Here is an 18427-nt window from a genome sequence, read left to right as displayed (position 1 = left end):
CCTATGGGACCTGCAATTGAAGGCGGCGTTGGCATCAATGCGCAACTGTCTCACAATTTCTCCCTTCATGGTGATGTAAGTTATCAACAAAAGCTTCAGAAAACTGGTATAAGTGGTGCAAGCTTTTCAGGTGGCATGCGCTACCAGTTTTAAATCAAGGCTGTAAAAATAGCCTATTCATTCTATTCAATTTAACAAAAAGGGCAGCACAGTATGCTGCCTTTTTATCTCTCCCCTATTCTTTTCTACCAATACACACCGCCAACATTTTTCTTTAAGAAAATTAGTTAAAAAACTCAAGACAATAAAATATCGCGCTTTTAACTAGTAAAAATATCCCTTGAAAAAAACTAAAAGTCGATTGAAAAATCAATGAGCGCTATTTTATCGTAACCGTGTTAAAGAAAAACATGAAAGCTATGGTATCATCTTTGGTTTCATGATGTTGGAAGAGATCCCTATCAGGCTCAAGTATACAGTTTTTTGAAATTTTCTTGCCTATTTCTTTTCTTTAAGCATAAGCAACAAGTTTTATGCAAACATAACACATATCTTGAATAGAAAAACTTATAATACTTACATAATATTAACATAATGTATTCATTTAATACTAAATGAATTTAAATATAATACATTATATGCTAAATGTATAAGTTAATTTATACTTTACACAAAAATAAAAATATCCTATTCACGTTCCATCTCTAAAATATCCATCCATTTGATATCCTTCTTATAAGCGGGGGAAGAGTGTGTGGCTCTTATAAGTTAGGAAAATCTTGATGTGTAAAAAATCCCTTTTATGCTGCACAGCTGTCATAGCTGTCATGCTATTCAACACCCATCTCAATGTATATGCTGAAACTCTTGAAGTTTCCGGCGAGAAAAAAGAAGTATCTAACACAACGTATGAGATTATTAATGCAAAAGACAACGGGGAAATTACCGGCACACATTTAACTGTGGTTGGGAATAAAGACACGGATATTTATGCTGTAACAGCTGACGGTCTTGGCAGTGCGATTACATTACTGCAAGACACAGCCATTAAAGGAACTGATTTTGACATTCGTCTTGGTCTTAATGCAAAAGATGGTGCTACAATCAAAATGACTGGAGGCATTATTACGGTTTCTGAAATTGGCGCTTTCTTCGAAAACAGTATGAATGATAAAAATAAGCTGGAAGGTGTAACAATATCAAGCGGTAAAGATGGCCACTTCATGGACAAGGGAATAAATGCCGACAACAAAAGCAAAGTTACTTTAGAAAACGTAACAGTTACGCAAGCAAACACCAGTATATTTGCAAATGATCATTCTGAAGTAACGATTTTAGGAGGAGAATTTGATGGAGAACTCAAAGGAATATCTGCTACAGAAGGCAGCGCTATTACTTTAACCTATAGTGAATTAGCCGATAATAAAAAAGGCAGTGTTCAAGTTACATCATCTCATGGTGACGGACTCTATGCAAATGGTGCACAATCCACAATCACAATGATAGGAGGATCAGTCACTGGAGAAAATACAGCATTACTTGCAGAAAATGGCGGACATATTGACGTCACAGATGTTACTTTAAAAAAAGATGGCACCGGAATCGGTGCAATAGCTAATGATGTTGACAGCACAATTGAACTACACGGAAATACGGTAATTAATGACGCTGTAATTGGGCTTTATGCAACAAACGGTAGCACAATCACAATGACTGGAGGAACCATTACGGCTTTTGAAACTGGTGCGTTCTTCAATGAGAGCAAAAGCGATAAAAACAAATTAGAAAATGTAACCATTACTTATGCAAATACCAGCATAAGTGATCAAGGCAAGCTAGAAAGTGTGAAAACATCGGACAATGAATTAGACCCTGGATGGGAAAGTGAATTAGAAAATGAAAAAGAAGAGTTTTTATACACAGGAATAACGGCCTTTGCCGGAAGTCATCTCACTTTAGAAAATGTAACCATTACGCAAGCAGACACCAGCATATCGGCAGAAGATGGTTCACAAGTAACGATATTAGGAGGAGCATTTGATGGAGAACACACAGGGCTATACGTAATGAACGGCAGCTTCATTACTTTAGCCAATAGTAAAGAAGGCAGCGTTCAAGTTACATCATCTGATGGTGATGGACTCTATGCAGACGGTTTATTCTCTACAATCATAATGATGGGAGGGACAGTGACTGCGGGAAATAGAGCATTATTTGCACAAAAAGGTGGATATATTAAGGTCACAGATGTTGCTCTAACAACGATGGACGGAAACGGATACGGGGCAGCTTCCACCGATCCTTACAGCTTTATTGAATTGGATGGAGAGACAACGATTACTAATGCTATAAATGGACTTGATGCGGAAAACAGTGGTGTCATCATAATGACGGGAGGAGCTGTAACTGCAAAAAGCGCAGCATTGTTTACCATGAACGGTGGATATATTAAGATCACAGATGTTGCTCTAACAACGATGGACGGAAACGGATACGGTGCAGCTTCCACCGATCCTGAAAGCTTAATTGAATTGGATGGGAAGACAACAATTAATAATGCTCTCATCGGACTTTATACAGAAAATAGTGGTACTATCTCAATGGCGGGTGGAACTGTAACTGGGAAAAGCGCGGCAGTACTTACAAAAAGCGGTGGACATATTAAGGTCACAGATGTTGCTCTAACAACAATGGATGGCAACGGATACGGTGCAGCTACCAGCGATCCTAACAGCTTGATTGAATTGCATGGAAAGACAACAATTAATAATGCTTTCATCGGACTTTATACAGAAAATAGTGGTACTATCACAATGGCGGATGGAACTGTAACCGCAACAAACATGGCACTGTTTGCAGCAAACGGTGGACATATTAAGGTCACAGATGTTGCTCTAACAACAATGGATGGCAACGGATACGGTGCAGCTACCACTGATCCTGACAGCTTGATTGAATTATATGGAAAGACAATAATTGATAATGCTTTCATCGGGCTTAATACAGAAAATAGTGGTACTATCACAATGGCGGGTGGAACTGTAACCGCAACAAACATGGCATTGCTTGCAAAAAGCGGAGGACATATTAAGCTCACAGATGTTGCTCTAACAACGATGTATGGCAACGGATACGGAGCAGCTACCTCCGATCCTGAAAGCTTGATTGAATTGCATGGAAAGACAACGATTAATAATGCTTTCATCGGACTTTATACAGAAAATAGTGGTACTATCACAATGGCAGGTGGAACTGTAACCGCAACAAACATGGCATTGCTTGCAAAAAGCGGGGGACATATTAAGCTCACAGATGTTGCTCTAACAACGATGTATGGTAACGGATACGGAGCAGCTACCTCCGATCCTGAAAGCTTGATTGAATTGTATGGAAAGACAACAATTGATAATATTTTCATCGGGCTCAATGCAGAAAACAGTGGTGCAATCACAATGACGGGAGGAGCTGTAACCGCAACAAACGTGGCAGTGCTTGCAAAAAGCGGTGGGCATATTAAAGTCACAGATGTTGCTTTAACAACAATAAATGGTAACTATGGCGCAGCTACCACCGATCCTGATAGCTTGATCGAATTGCATGGAAAGACAACAATTAATAATGCTTTCATCGGGCTTAATGCAGAAAATAGTGGTGCAATCACAATGACGGGAGGAACTGTAACCGCTGCAAACATGGCATTGTTCGCAATGAATGGTGGACATATTAAGGTCACAGACGTTGCTCTAACAACAATGGATGGCAACGGATACGGTGCAGCTGCCAGTAATCCTTACAGCTTAATTGAATTGCATGGAAATACAGCGATTAGCAATACTTTCATCGGACTTTATGCAGAAAACGGTGGCACAATTAAAATGAATGGAGGGACCGTAGCAGCAAAAGGATCAGCATTTGTTGTAAAAAATAGCGGATATATTGATGTAACAAATGTTTCTGCAACAGCAGAAAACAGTGGCATAATATTTGATAAATCCGAGGACGATAACGCCTTAGAAATCAACTTGACAAATACAAAGATTCGCACTGAAAATAGCATTGGAATTAACGCAGACCAATCAATCGGTATAGCCAATCTCAAAAATTCAGAAATCAGTGCCGATATTTTATTAGCAGCAAAAGCTTCAACTAAAGAAAATAATTTTGCTTTTACATTAAATGCTAATCACTCCGTATTAAAGGGAAGAGCAAAAATTGCAGAAAACAGAACTGTACGCTTTGATTTGACAAACAAGGCAACATGGATATTGAAAACCAGTACAAAAGAAACCGATGATGATGGAAAACTGCTTGCTATTGCTCAAAGGTCACGTTCTGATATTTCTGTGCTCAATCTCAATGATAGTTCTATTGTTTTCAATGGGCTGGTAGAAGATCATTATCATACATTGCATGTAGGATCTGGAATACCAACCACTCTAGCAGTCTATAATGCCTCTGGTAAGGCAGAAATTCATTTCAACGCTATATGGAGTGATGGTGTTGCAATAGATGCACAAAAAACCGATAGGCTTCTCATTCACGGTGATGTAGCAGGCACCACAACAGTTTATGTCAAAAGTGTTTCAGAGGATAACGAGAGTGTAGAAAATGCTTCTCCTCCTTCAAATATAGGTGGACTTTCACTTATTCAAGTTTCTGGAGAAGCAAAAGAAGACTCCTTTAAATTGAAAAATGGCTATACCACCATAGGAGGAACTCCTTATAAATATACGCTGACTGCCTATGGACCAGTATCAAGTTATGGCAAAGCCAATGCTAACCAAAACTTATTCGATGAAAAGGATAAAGATTTCTGGGACTTCCGCTTGCAGCCTGAATTTCTTGACCCCGATTCAAAAGTAAGAGCAGTTGTACCACAAATGGCAAGTTATTTGGTTATGCCAAATGCCCTCTTTTATACTGGATTAGCCGATATGGCCAAGCAAAATGCACTTTTAGCCAATATGAGAACAACAGTCTTGGGAGAGCAGAAAAATCTAAAAAACAGTTTCTTCCTCTCTACCTATGGGGGTACAGGAACCTTATCCTCGAAACGCGGTCCCCTTAAATATGGTTATGGTGCTGATATTCGCTATGCTGCTCTCCAAGCCGGTGTCACATTAGCGGCATTAGAAGGACAAAATACCACGACACATTTCGGTCTTATAGGTACCTATGGGCAGCTGTCTTTCACTCCAAAAGAGATGCAGGATGCAAGTAAAAGCACCCTAGATAAATGGTCTCTCACTGCCTATGGTAGTGTACAACATGACAGTGGTTTCTATATCGATACGCTTTTATCCTATGGGATAATAAAGGGCGATATCACCAATGCTATCATTGGTAAAACCGCGAAATTGAACAATGTAAAAATGTTGAGTATTTCCACCACCGTTGGCAAACAATTTTCTACCGGAATGGAAGGTTTAACCTTCGAGCCCCAAATACAACTTGCTTATCAACATTTGATGTTTAATACCATTGAAGATGCTGATAATTTTACCGTTGATATGAAAAATCCTTCTCAATGGTTGATCCGTGTTGGTGGACGTTTAACCAAAACCATTATGACCACTGAAAATGGTCCTGCCCTTTCCTTCTATGGAAAAGCAAACTTGATCAAAACCTTTGGTGATGATGGTACCATCCAGATTGGCAGAGATTTTGACCTTGATCCCATAGGAACAGCAATTGAGGGCGGCGTTGGCATCAATGCACAACTGTCTCACAATTTCTCTCTTTACGCTGATGTAAGCTATCGACAAAAGCTTCAGAAAACTGGTATAAGTGGTGCAAGCTTTTCAGGTGGCATACGCTATCAGTTTTAAGGAAAGTCTGTAAATAGCCTATTCATTCTATTCAATTTAACAAAAAAGGCAGTATACATACTGCCTTTTTAATCTATGTAAGCTACTATTCTTATCCCCTGAAACTTTTTTCTTTTCTCCTCAATGATCTCCTTCCCTCCTATTTACACGAGTCACGCGGCATATTCATTATCGAATTTGTCTATAAAGCTAAGCAAAGTGTATTTTTAGATAATAAAAAGAAGACTACATTGGAAAAGATAATGATAAAAGAAACTCTCTCTTCATACCTTTTCTATGTTTATCCTCCTGTTTCTTCAATCCATTAGCTTAACACCACCCTGTAAGGATTCATTTATATGTCCATGTACCGTTTTTAGGCAAACCATTTTGACAATGCTTATCCCTCTAATTCCATACAGTATATTGATTTATAAAGATAATTCTTTGTTTTCCATGTTGAATGAGAGTCCCTAATATCGTAGGATTCTCTCATTTCAAACTTGTTTTATGTTGAATCAATTAAAAATTTTCTTGCACGTTACAAGCAGGGCTGGCGTGTGGAGAAAAGTTATATAAGAAAAGCCTGAGAATTCTTCTCATGAACCGCCTCAAGTGTCAAGAGCTTGTCACAAACATTGGGAGCTAGCAAAATGTGTGATGGGCTTGCTCTTTTATTAAACGTAAAGGTATCGGCTTGCTCCTTCGTAAGCGTAAAGATGATGGGACTCTATAGCTTTAGCGTTATACCCTTCACGGGCCGCCGCCGCGAAATGGACGGTGCGGACTTAGAAAAATGGACTTTGGTACCCTTAGCCTCTTTAAAGAAAGCCTGTGAATAGCCCCCTCATCTCTTCTTCTTATAGCAGAGAAAATTTGCTGATCGTTTTGGTTAGTGCATCAAATAATACATCTCAACGCTATAGAGCTTTTATAGCGATTATCTTTAATAGACAGTTTTTAAATATCATACTTCATAGTGCTTTTAGCATAAGCTTAACCAAGCTAGGTTTTATGAAATCCACTTTTCTCGACTTTTTATGATCATGAAAAAAGTTTTTCTGAAGCAAAACTTCAAATCATAGAGTAGACCACCAATATAATTCGTTTTGTTATTTACAATAAAAACATAATGATATAGAAACTGTCTGGGTACTTGCGCCATCAGGGGAATGAAGTAAGCATCAAAGCATACCAAATACTAAAGGCATATCTATGTGTAAGAAATATATTTATAAGAAAAATTTTTTGTTATGTACAATTGCTGGAACTTTGATTTTTTCTCATTTCGGTTCAACTTATGCAAATACATCGGCTCCTGAAACTCCTGAAATTTTGGGGAAGATTGAATTAAATAAGGGAGAAGAAAAGACTTTAAATAATGTTCTTGTCCGCGATAAAGGACCTGGAATATTAGCGCATGATAAAGCAGCTATCACAATTGTAAAATCAACAATACACACGGAAATGTCTGCACTTTCTGTATCAGAAGGTGGACGCATTCATGCTAAAGAAATTAAAGCAAATACAGTGTACAAAGGTTTAGAAACAAAGAATGGTATAATCAACGTTGAAGATTCAACCATAACCGTCCAACGAGGAGGTGCCGGTGGTATCGTTTTTTATGAAACAAAAGATTCTTCACTGAAAAGTGGAGAAAAAGTTGTCAATAAGGTTGTTCTTAGCAATACAAAACTTCTTGTGAAAAACGGTACCGGTATTCTTGGTCCCTACTGCTCAAGAGCCGTTGCTGAAGTTCAACTTAAAGACTCAGAAATTCGATCTGACGTATTATTGAGAAATAAAACGAAACGTAAATATTATGACAACGATACTCTTCCTGTAACTTTAGCATTAACCGCTGATAATTCAACAATAGAGGGACGAGCAAGAACTTTAAAAGTCAATACAACGGTTTTGACTCTGAATAACAAAAGCAAATGGTACTTAAAGACCTCTCAAGAGGAAGTCGATACTGACTTTAATGTATTTAACTATGAGCTCAGTGATATTAAACAACGAGCCCTTTCTACCGTTTCAGTACTGAATCTTAATAATAGTTCTATCATATTTAAGACACCACAAGGGCGGGAAAAAGATCATTATCATACCTTGTATGTAGGGCGAACAGCTGAGGTTCGTAGACCTGAGGGAAGTACAATCCCCGATATAGAAAGCACTTATAATACAGTTTACAATGCCACAGGCGATGCAAAAATTTATTTTAATATTGAATGGAGTGATGGTCTAGTAAAAGAACAGCAAAAAGCTGACCGCCTCCTTATACATGGTGATGTATCAGGCAGCACAACAGTCCATATCAAGAACCTTGCGAAAGGTGAGATATTAAAAGCTGAAGATTCTGTGTCTTCGAATATGCGTGGTCTTTCACTCATTCAAGTTTCTGGAAATGCAAATGAAGATTCCTTCAAACTTGCACACGGCTACACCACAATGGGGGGATTGCCCTATAAATATATACTCAAAGCCTATGGTCCAACATCCAGCCATGGGACAGCCGATAGCACACAAAGTCATTTTAGCGGAATATCACAAGAATCAAAAGAAAATACCCTCAAAGACTACACAATCTACACGATATCAGCATCAGGAACAATGATTGAAGGTGTTTCACCAAAAGAGAAAGAAGCGCAAAATACCGGTTCATCATCCCTTGGACAAGCAAACAACGCACAAAACATCTTGGAAAAAAATCAGAATTTCTGGGATTTTCGCTTGCAAAATGCGACTCTCGATAATGAAGGAAAGATCAGAGCTCTCGTTCCTCAAGTGGCAAGCTATTTGTCCATGCCTAACGCACTATTCTCAGCTGGACTGGCTGATATAAACAATCAAAACACTTTACTCAACTCGATGCAGGAAAACACCTTTGAGACAAAAGATCATAAAAACGAAGGAGTCTTCTTCTCAACTTATGGAAATAAGATGACATTATCCTCTCACCGTACGCCATTACAATATGGCTATGGTGCCGATATTCACTATGCAGCTTTACAGGCAGGCATTACATTAGCAGCTCTAGAAGATCAAAATATGACCGCCAATTTCGGTCTTTTGGGGACATATGGGAAATTAGCTTTCACCCCTAAAGACATGGAAGGTGCTGACAAGAGTACACTCAATAAATGGTCAATTACTGCATATAGTGGGCTGCGCCATAATAATGGGATATACATCCATGCGCTCTTCTCCTATGGAATGCTCAAGGGAGATATCACCACAGCTCTCATAGGAAAGACTGCAGAATTGAAAAATGCTGATACATTCAGTGCATCAGCAACCATTGGACAAAAGTTCGAAACCAGTAGGAAAGGATTGGTCTTTGAACCACAAGCACAACTTGTTTATCAACGCCTCATGCTTGGCACACTCTCAGATGTCGATGGCTTTGATGTGGATATGGGAAATCCTTATCAATACTTAGTGCGTGTGGGTGGACGCTTAACGCAAACGAAGCTTTCTATTGAAAACGGCGGTATTCTTTCTTTCTATGGTAAACTAAACGTTGTTAAAGCTTTTTCTAACAATGGTACGATACAGATTGGTGAACCATTCCACCTTGATTCTATAGGAGCTGCCCTTGAAGGTGGATTTGGTGTAAATGCACAATTATCACAAAATATCGCCCTTCATGCTGATGTTAACTATCAATATAAGCTTCAAAAAACTGGTATATCTGGAGCAAGTTTTTCAGGTGGAGTACGCTATCAGTTTTAAGAAAACGCAAAAAACAATTTATATTCTATTCATTTTAATAAAAGGCAGTGCAAATGTGCTGCCTTTTTATAATCTATCGGAAAGAACCGTTAACAACTATTCTTTCTACCACCTTTCTTGAGCCAATTAATCTCACTCAAACCAAATGTAATAAAATCTGTTATCTCTAAATGAATACTGAATTCTCAAGAGAGCTGCCTTTTTGATTTATAAAAATCAAATGCTTTTAATAAAATTTTTTGTATTTTAAAACACGTAATAAATAATTCTCTGTGTAAGAAAATCAATTAAAAGCTTTTTGTAAGCACACAACAACAGCTTCTCCAAAAACTTTGTAAAGTTTCCATAACAACAGCCTTAAGCAACAAACATCCTTGCAAAATATTTTGTTTCTTAACACTTTTAAACGGAATACTGATCAATCTAGCTTTTCTGCAATTCATAGTTTCTAACTGCAATCTCTATTTTAAAAGCTCTTCTAAAATCATTTTTTAAACGATAAAGAACACGACGCAATATTTCGTTTTGTTGTTTACAATAAAAACATAATGATATAGAAACTGTCTGGGTACTTGCGCCATCAGGGGAATGAAGTAAGCATCAAAGCATACCAAATACTAAAGGCATATCTATGTGTAAGAAATATATTTATAAGAAAAATTTTTTGTTATGTACAATTGCTGGAACTTTGATTTTTTCTCATTTCGGTTCAACTTATGCAAATACATCAGCTCCTACAATGGTTATGGCTCGTGCGGATAAAGCAGGAGAAGAAAAAAACTTTAATAACGTTTTTATCCGCAGCGCATATACAACAGTGGTTGCTGATGACAAAGCCTTTATCACCATTACAAATTCAACAATGCGTTCAGACTCAAATTTATTTACCGCAACAACAGGTGGACGTATTCATGCTAAAAAAACTGTAGGAAAATCAAATTCCCGTGGTTTAGAAATTTCAAACGGCATCATCCATATTGAAGATTCAATCATAAATGTTTCCGGACATCACAAAAGTCGTGGTATCCTTTTTGATTACATCCCAAGTTCCCAAGTAAAAGAGGGCGAAAAAGTTATCAATAAAGCAATTCTTACCAACACAAAACTTCTTGTTGAAAATGGTATTGGTATTCTAGGACCAGATTATGCAAAATCTGTTGCTGAGGTAGAACTTAAAAGTTCAGAAATTCGTTCTGATATATTATTAAAAAATAAAATCCCAGAAAACTCAAAAGATATCGATCCTCGCACTTTTATATTAAGCGCTGACAATTCGATTATAGAAGGGCGAGCAAAGACTTTACCTCAAAATACAACGATTTTTACTCTCAACAATAACAGCAAGTGGTCCCTAAAGATTAGTCAATTTGAAGTAGACAAAGAATTTGACAGCTCTAAAGGATACTTGCTCACTGATATTAAACAACGTGCACAGTCTATTGTCTCAGTATTGAACCTTAATAATAGCTCTATTATATTTAATGCGCCGCATAAACTAGCAGACAATCAATATCAAACCTTGCATGTGGGAAAACAGCCAACAGCTGAAGCTGCGAAAGCAGAGCAAAACAGAAGCTCCGATGCAACAACGGTTTACAATGCATTGGGCAACGCAAGGATTTACTTTAATACCGAATGGAGTAATGGTCTTATAAAAGAACAACAAAAAACTGACCGTGTTCTCGTTCATGGTAATGTCTCAGGCACCACAACGATCTATTTCAACAATCTTTCAAAGCGTGCAGAACCATTCGATAATGATGAAGTTTCAATTCCTTTGAATGCGCGTGGTCTCTCACTTGTTCAGGTGTCTGGAAAAGCAGAGGAAGCCGCCTTCACGCTGGCAAATGGCTACACTACAATGGGTGGATTGCCCTATAAATATGTATTAAATGGCTATGGACCAACATCCAGCCGTGGGAGAGCTGACAAACAGCAAAGTCTCTTGCAAGAAAGTGAAGAGTTTTGGGATTTCCGTCTACAAAATGCAACTCTTGATGATGAAGGAAAAATCAAAGCTCTTGTTCCTCAAATGGCAAGCTATTTGGTTATGCATAATGCAATATTCTCCTCTGGCTTGGCTGATATAAACAATCAAAATACACTGTTAGATAATATGCACTCAACAGTTTTTGGATTAGAAGGTCATAAACAAAAAGGGATATTTTTATCGACTTATGGCAACAAGATGACGTTATCTTCCAGCCGTAGTCCATTGGAATATGGTTATGGTGCTAATGTTCACTATGCTGCTATACAAGCAGGCATGACATTAACAACGTTAGAAAATCAAAATATAACCGCGAATCTTGGTCTTTTAGGCACATATGGAAAGCTCGCTTTTACGCCAAAGGACATGGAAGGTTCTGACAAAAGCATACTGGATAAATGGTCCTTTACGGTATATGGGAATCTCCACCATGACAATGGTCTCTATATTAATGCACTTTTCTCCTACGGCATTTTAAACGGACATATTACAACAGCCCTTATCGGCAACACCACAGAATTAAACAATACGGATACATTAAATATATCAGCTACCGTTGGACAAAAACTAGCAACTGGTGTTGAAGGGCTGTCTTTTGAACCACAAGCACAACTTATTTATCAACATATTGCCTTTGGCACTCTTTCAGATATTGATGGCTTCCAAGTTAATATAAAGCCCCCTTATCAATGGTTGATCCGTATTGGAGGGCGTTTAACAAAAACAATGCTTCCTATTGAAAAAGATCGTGTTCTTTCTTTTTATGGTAAATTGAATGTCATCAAAGCTTTTGGTGAGAAGCGCGCTATCGATGTTATGGAATCTTTCCATCTCGATTCTATGGGCTCTTCCCTTGAAGGTGGGCTTGGCATTAACGCGCAGCTTTCTAAAAATATCGCACTTCATGCTGACGTTAATTACCAACATAAACTTCAAAAAGCTGGGTTCTCTGGAATTAATTTTTCCGGAGGAATGCGTTATCGCTTTTAGAAATCTTAGCTCTCTATTTTGACGCATAAGCAGCGCTGAGATGAAAACAGTGCTGCTTAACTACATTACAAAAAACCGTAATGTGTCAAAAAGTGGTTCATTTTTAGCAAAATAAAGAAAATATCTTAAGGAACATCTCTATGCATAAGAATCTTTTGTTATGTACAGCCGCTTGTGCTTTATTTTTTTCTTCTTTTAACTTCACATCTACCAGCACCGCCTCTGGTCTAAGCCCCCAGGAACGCCATGCCATTGAAGGGATTATGAAATTACCTGAACAATATCGCCATGCCATTGATTTAATAAACACACCAACACAAGCAGAAAAAAATCTTGAAAAGATAGCCTCTGGCGCCATGATGGAAGATAATGCGCACTTCAACCAAGCACTTGATGCCAATACCCAACGGCGTGTTAATGCTGCGCGCCAAGAATGGATGAGCCAAGACAACCGTAATTGGTCTGAACTGCAAAATAAAGCAGAAATATTACATAAAGCAGCACAAGTGGATAGTGCTTTACAAGGACAAAACAAGGAACTTTCCAATACTTTACGCAAAGCAGTATTAGAGACTTTGAACAACGATGGAATAACCAACGTGAAGAAAAAAGAAGAACCAACCCCTCCTGCATCTGAAGAGAATAAACAACCTCTTATTGACTCCAGCACAAGACAAAGACGCGCTAGTGATAAATTACCACCCGCTCACGTTGCTGCCCAACACAAGGACACTTCATTCACAAGAACAGATCATGGAATGAGACAGCCTAAAATAAATGAAAATTCGCAATCTGATATTGATCCCCAAACAAACACCACTTCCTCAGCATCGAAAACGACTCTTCCATCCGAAAAAGCGCATATGAATTTGCTCCCAAAGGTTGAGAATACTGCTACCGCGGCTACAGAGAGCACCTCTAAACTTACAGATGATGATAAAGCAACCGCAGCTTCTACTTCTCTTGATGGAACAGCAAAAAGCACAACTCTTACACCACAAGGAGAAAGTTCTTTAACCATGCCTATTGCGATGTTTGCTGTTGGGTTTAGTGATGTCAACAATCAAAATATCTTGTTAGACAATATGCAAATAACAATGTTTGAGCCCAAAGATCATCCAGAGAGAGGCGTTTTCTTATCCTCTTATGGCAATAAAAGCACCTTTTCTTCTAAGGTTCAAGCAAAACAAGATGGTATCCAAGCAGATATTCGCTATGCTGCATTGCAAGCAGGAGCAACACTAATAGCGCTAAAAGATCAAAATATCAGCAGCAACTTTGGTCTTTTCGGAACATATGGGAAATTATCTTTTACTCCTAAAAACAAGGAGAGCTTTCAAAAAAATATGTTTGATAAATGGTCACTCACCGCATATGGAAATATTCAGCATGACAGTGGCATCTATGCAAGTGCATTTCTCTCTTATGGAATTTTCAAAGAAAATCACGCTACAGCTCTCATCAAACATACCTCAAAAGTGAAGAATAGTAAAACATTAGGAGCCGCTGCAACTGTTGGTCAAAAACTGTCAACCAGTTTTGAAGGTGTAATCCTAGAACCGCAAGCACAACTTGTTTATCAACGTCTCATGCTTGGTTCTTTATCAGATAAGAGCTCTTTCTCAGATGACGATAACTCTAAAATAGACATAAGCAAACCTCATCAATGGTTGCTCCGTATTGGTGGACGTTTGACACAAAACAAAGGCCATGCCCTTTCCTTCTACGGAAAACTGAACATGATCAAAACTTTTAGTGAAAACTTTTCGCTTGCTGCTATGGAATCTTTAATTGAAGGTGGTTTTGGTATTCAGGCGCACTTATCGCAAAATATAGAGCTTCATAGTGATATCAGCTATCAACATAAATTCAAAAAAGCTGGCATCTCTGCAATAAATATTGCCGCTGGAATGCGCTATCACTTTTAAAAATACTTGTATTCCTATCTTGAAATATAACGCGCTCTCATTATGTTTCGTTTTGTCTCTTATAAAAGAGACATAATGAGGCCAAAGTTTTATTTTTTATGAGAGAGGGGAGAAATATTTTAGGAATACATCCATATGAAAAAAAGCTTCTTACTATACACAGTTTCCGGAGTTCTGTTTTGTTCTTCCACCAGTATGTCTTATGCTATTCATAGTACAAATCCATCAACAACGATAGATTCTTCTTCTCTACAACCTGCTCATGTCAAGTCACAAATAAATCTATCCGGAGTTTTTGATCCGTATAAAGATCTATATGATGGAATCGGGCAAGTTATGCCATCATATCCATCTTCAACCCCTAATGGCCTCCTTCCCCCTACAGCACCTAGCTCCACAAGAACGAGCGCAAGCCCTATTTCTACAGGAAGTAAACTTACAACGCCTACTTCTACAAGCACTCTACCTCCCAAAACACAACTTGAAGGAAATTCAGCTGGAAATATAATTTCTTCTTCAAAACAAAACTCTGATCTTAGTCAAGGAAGTACACAAACACCAAAGACTAAAGTTACAGAAGGTGTACAATCTAACCCTACAACACAAAACACTCCTATTATACAATCTTCAACAACAGGAATGGAAGCAAAATCTAGAAGACGTTCAGGGGCGCCCTCCTCTTCTGCAGACTCTTCCAGCGAAAAAACACTATCGAATTCTGCTGTGTCTTCACAGCCAGAACCTACACAACCTTCACCGAATTTACAACCAGCACTTACAAAGTCTGAACCTACAAGAACGGAACCTACAAAACCAACAACAGAGCAAATACCAACATCTAATGAACCAGAACTCGCACAGCCAATATCTTTAAGAGTAGAAACTGAAAACCCAGCATTACTGGTACCACCAAGCTCTGCAAAACCAGCGCCAGTGCAATCTTCATCTGCACAAAAAATATCTGCAAAATCAGAGCTTGAAAAACCAATATCACCAACAAAACAACCTGAAAAGTCTACACAAATTGAGGATATAAGCTCTGGAGTTGAGGCTACAAACGGTAAGACCATAACGCTACATAACAAAAAAATTCAAGACAATGGTTTTGCTGTACATGCAGATGGAAATAATTCAAAAGTCAACATGATAGGAGGAACAGTTGATGCACGTTTTGTTGCACTAAGCGTATCAGATGGTGGAGAAATTGATGCTACAGGTATTACTGCAACAGCAGAAACAGCTGGTTTGCTAAACATGAGGGGCACAATCAAACTTAAGGATTCAAGCGTACACGTCACGGGAAATTATGAAGCAGACGGTATTATTTTCCGCAATAATCAATACTATACCCCTAGAAAACGATATACACGCAATGCTGAAAGGAATAACAATGTCGTTCAAGAACAAGCTATTCCTAATAAAGATAAAGTAACCCTAGAGAATACAAAGCTTTTCGTTGAACATGGTAGCGGTATCAACCTTTATGGAACAGGCGTAAACGGGGAAGCCAACCTTAAAAATTCAGAAGTTCATGCCGATATTTTATTAAAAAATATCAAGAACGAAAGTGCCTCCACAAACACCATTACATTAGTTGCAGACCACTCTTCTTTAGAAGGTCGGGTAAGAACTTCTAAAGATAATAGAACAGTTTTTGATCTAAAAGAGAGGACGAAATGGCTTGTAAAGGCGAATAAAAATGCCACAAATAATGATAATATTTTAAATGACTATAGACAGTTTGGTGTTGATGAAAAATCATACTCTAATCTTTCTGAATTGCACCTTACAAACAGTGCCATTATGTTTGACAAGCCCATTGAGGAACATTATCAAACTCTGTTTATAGGACCTAATCTTTCGCAAGAAGACGAAACAACTCACACAGCAGCGATTTATAGTACAGCGGGTCTTGCAGAGATTTATGTAAACACTCAATGGGATAAACATTCTCCTATCACGGAACAACAAACTGATCGCATTGTGATTAATGGTGATGTCTCAGGAAGTACTGTTGTTCACATCAATCTCCAAACCGATAGCTCTGCTGTTTGGGAAGAGACGATGGCTTCACTTCCTTTAGGGACACATGGGATTTCAATCATTCAAGTTTCCGGACAAGCAAACGAAAATTCCTTCACGTTAGCAGGAAACTATATGACAATAGGGAAACAACCTTATAAATATGTACTCACAGGCTATAAGCCTGGAACATCTCATGAGAGCCAAAATCTTTTTGGCAAGAAGAATAGTGATTTCTGGGATTTCCGCTTACAGAATGCCTACATTGATAAAGACAAAAAAGTTCGAGCCCTTTTACCACAGGTAGCAAACTATTTAACCATATCTAATGCTTTATTTTCTGCTGGATTTACTGATGTAAACAATCAAAACACGTTGTTAGACAATATGCAAACAACAGTATTTGGGGCAAAAGACAATAAAAAGAATGGTATCTTTTTCTCTTCCTACGGCGAGAAGGTCACCCTATCTTCCAACCGCGATCCACTGCACTATGGTTATGGTGCTGATGTAAATTATACTGCCTTACAATTAGGGGGCATATTAGCCGCCTTAGAAAGCAAAGACATAAGCGCACATTTTGGTCTTTTAGGAACGTACGGAAAGCTTGCCTTTACGCCAAAAGAGATGCAAGATTCTGAAAAGACAACGCTTGATAAATGGTCACTTACCGCTTATAGCGGCATCCAGCATAGCAATGGTATATATGTCAACGCTCTTCTTTCTTACGGAACCTTAAAAGGAAATATTACCACAGCTCTTGTTGGGAATGCCGCAAAATTGGATGGTACCGAGATGCTTAATATATCTGCAACCATTGGTCAGAAATTAGCAACCGATACAAAAGGGCTTGTCTTTGAACCACAAGCTCAATTCATTTATCAAAATCTCATGTTTGATATTTTCTCAGATACCAATGGCTTAAAAGTAGACATGGGCAATCCACATCAATGGTTGATCCGTTTTGGTGGACGTTTAACAAAAACGATAATGGCTGTTGAAGAAAACAAGGCTGTTTCCTTCTATGGTAAAATGAATGTTATCAGAACTTTTGGCGATGGTAAAACAATAAAAATTGCTGATACCTTTCATGTTGATCCTACCGGCTCTTCAGTTGAGGGAGGCATGGGGGTGAATGCATATCTTTCTCAAAATATCGTACTAAACGCCGATATCAGCTATCGGCAAAAACTACAAAAAGCCGGTGTATCTGGCACCAATTTGTCTGGCGGAATACGTTATCGTTTCTAAAGCAGAAGTTAATTTTAACTTAAATAAAAAAGGCAGCACAAAGTGCTGCTTTTTTATTTAAATTTATATATTTTTTTAATTCTCAAAAATCATTATCACATCAAAGAAGATTTTGACTTATAATATTTCTTTTGCATATTGAATAAAAAACTAAATACCATAACATTCTCTCATTAAAATACCCCATGCATAAAATTTTATGTCTTATATTATCACCACACCTCAAGCGATGATGTTTTTACAGCACAACAGAATAAGCATTTATGCCGATTTAAAAAAAGTCAGCCCCTTCTTCGCTGTGGACGCTCCATTTATTTTAGATGATGTACATTTAATATACCTGCTATAAAGACTAGTATCTGGTATAAATTCTTAAAGGCAAGTTTTTCCTCTAAAATCTCAATGCTACAGCAGCTCCATTATAAGACAAGATATTGATTTATAAAGACAATTAATTGTTTTCCATGTTAAATGAGAATCCAGAATATCGTCAGATTCTTTCATTTTAGACCTGTTCCATGTTGAATCAACAAAAACCATATCTCTTACAAGTGACAAGGGGGAAGAGCCATAGGGATAAAAAACTATTAAGAAAGGATTAAAAATGCCTCTAATGAACTATCTCAAGTGCCAAGGGCTGTAGCAACATTGGGATCAAACAAAGAATATGACAGTGTTGAAAAATATAACAATATCAACTT

General features: G+C 37.9%; 7 protein-coding genes. All 7 read left to right on the top strand.

The features are described from left to right. A partial coding sequence (locus ACFIMP_RS06980) for an autotransporter outer membrane beta-barrel domain-containing protein (RefSeq protein WP_375613586.1) occupies window positions 1-153 on the top strand: 153 nt, incomplete at its 5' end. A 629-nt stretch (window positions 154-782) separates the two neighbouring features. Beyond that, window positions 783-5828, top strand: coding sequence for an autotransporter outer membrane beta-barrel domain-containing protein (locus ACFIMP_RS06975; protein WP_375686170.1), 5046 nt, complete (start codon window positions 783-785; stop codon window positions 5826-5828). A 632-nt stretch (window positions 5829-6460) separates the two neighbouring features. After that, the gene (locus tag ACFIMP_RS06970; protein WP_375613553.1) at window positions 6461-6649 is read left to right on the top strand and encodes a hypothetical protein; all 189 of its coding nucleotides are present in this window, start codon (window positions 6461-6463) and stop codon (window positions 6647-6649) included. Window positions 6650-7022: 373 nt separating this feature from the next. Next, on the top strand, window positions 7023-9545 hold the full coding sequence (locus ACFIMP_RS06965; RefSeq protein ID WP_375686169.1) for an autotransporter outer membrane beta-barrel domain-containing protein: 2523 nt from the start codon (window positions 7023-7025) through the stop codon (window positions 9543-9545). 631 nt (window positions 9546-10176) lie between these two features. After that, entirely contained in the window at window positions 10177-12525 is a 2349-nt protein-coding gene (locus tag ACFIMP_RS06960) for an autotransporter family protein (RefSeq protein WP_375686168.1), read from the top strand. A gap of 140 nt (window positions 12526-12665) precedes the next feature. Further along, window positions 12666-14453 carry an autotransporter outer membrane beta-barrel domain-containing protein gene (locus ACFIMP_RS06955; RefSeq protein ID WP_375686167.1) on the top strand — a complete coding sequence of 596 codons (1788 nt, stop codon included), beginning with the start codon at window positions 12666-12668 and terminating at the stop codon, window positions 14451-14453. Window positions 14454-14588: 135 nt separating this feature from the next. Continuing rightward, on the top strand, window positions 14589-17726 hold the full coding sequence (locus tag ACFIMP_RS06950) for an autotransporter outer membrane beta-barrel domain-containing protein (protein ID WP_375686166.1): 3138 nt from the start codon (window positions 14589-14591) through the stop codon (window positions 17724-17726). Window positions 17727-18427 lie beyond the last annotated feature (701 nt).

Origin of the sequence: Bartonella sp. AP65SXKL, assembly GCF_042195725.1 — a bacterium.
Lineage (GTDB): Bacteria > Pseudomonadota > Alphaproteobacteria > Rhizobiales > Rhizobiaceae > Bartonella.
Note: the sequence above shows the minus strand (reverse complement) of the source record. Positions and strands in the feature narration are given on the sequence as shown.

Excerpts from the sequence above, each read along its gene's own strand:
- ACFIMP_RS06970 (WP_375613553.1), top strand. The coding sequence starts at position 6,461 with ATGTGTGATGGGCTTGCTCTTTTATTAAACGTAAAGGTATCGGCTTGC.
- ACFIMP_RS06965 (WP_375686169.1), top strand. The coding sequence starts at position 7,023 with ATGTGTAAGAAATATATTTATAAGAAAAATTTTTTGTTATGTACAATT.
- ACFIMP_RS06975 (WP_375686170.1), top strand. The coding sequence starts at position 783 with ATGTGTAAAAAATCCCTTTTATGCTGCACAGCTGTCATAGCTGTCATG.
- ACFIMP_RS06955 (WP_375686167.1), top strand. The coding sequence starts at position 12,666 with ATGCATAAGAATCTTTTGTTATGTACAGCCGCTTGTGCTTTATTTTTT.
- ACFIMP_RS06950 (WP_375686166.1), top strand. The coding sequence starts at position 14,589 with ATGAAAAAAAGCTTCTTACTATACACAGTTTCCGGAGTTCTGTTTTGT.
- ACFIMP_RS06960 (WP_375686168.1), top strand. The coding sequence starts at position 10,177 with ATGTGTAAGAAATATATTTATAAGAAAAATTTTTTGTTATGTACAATT.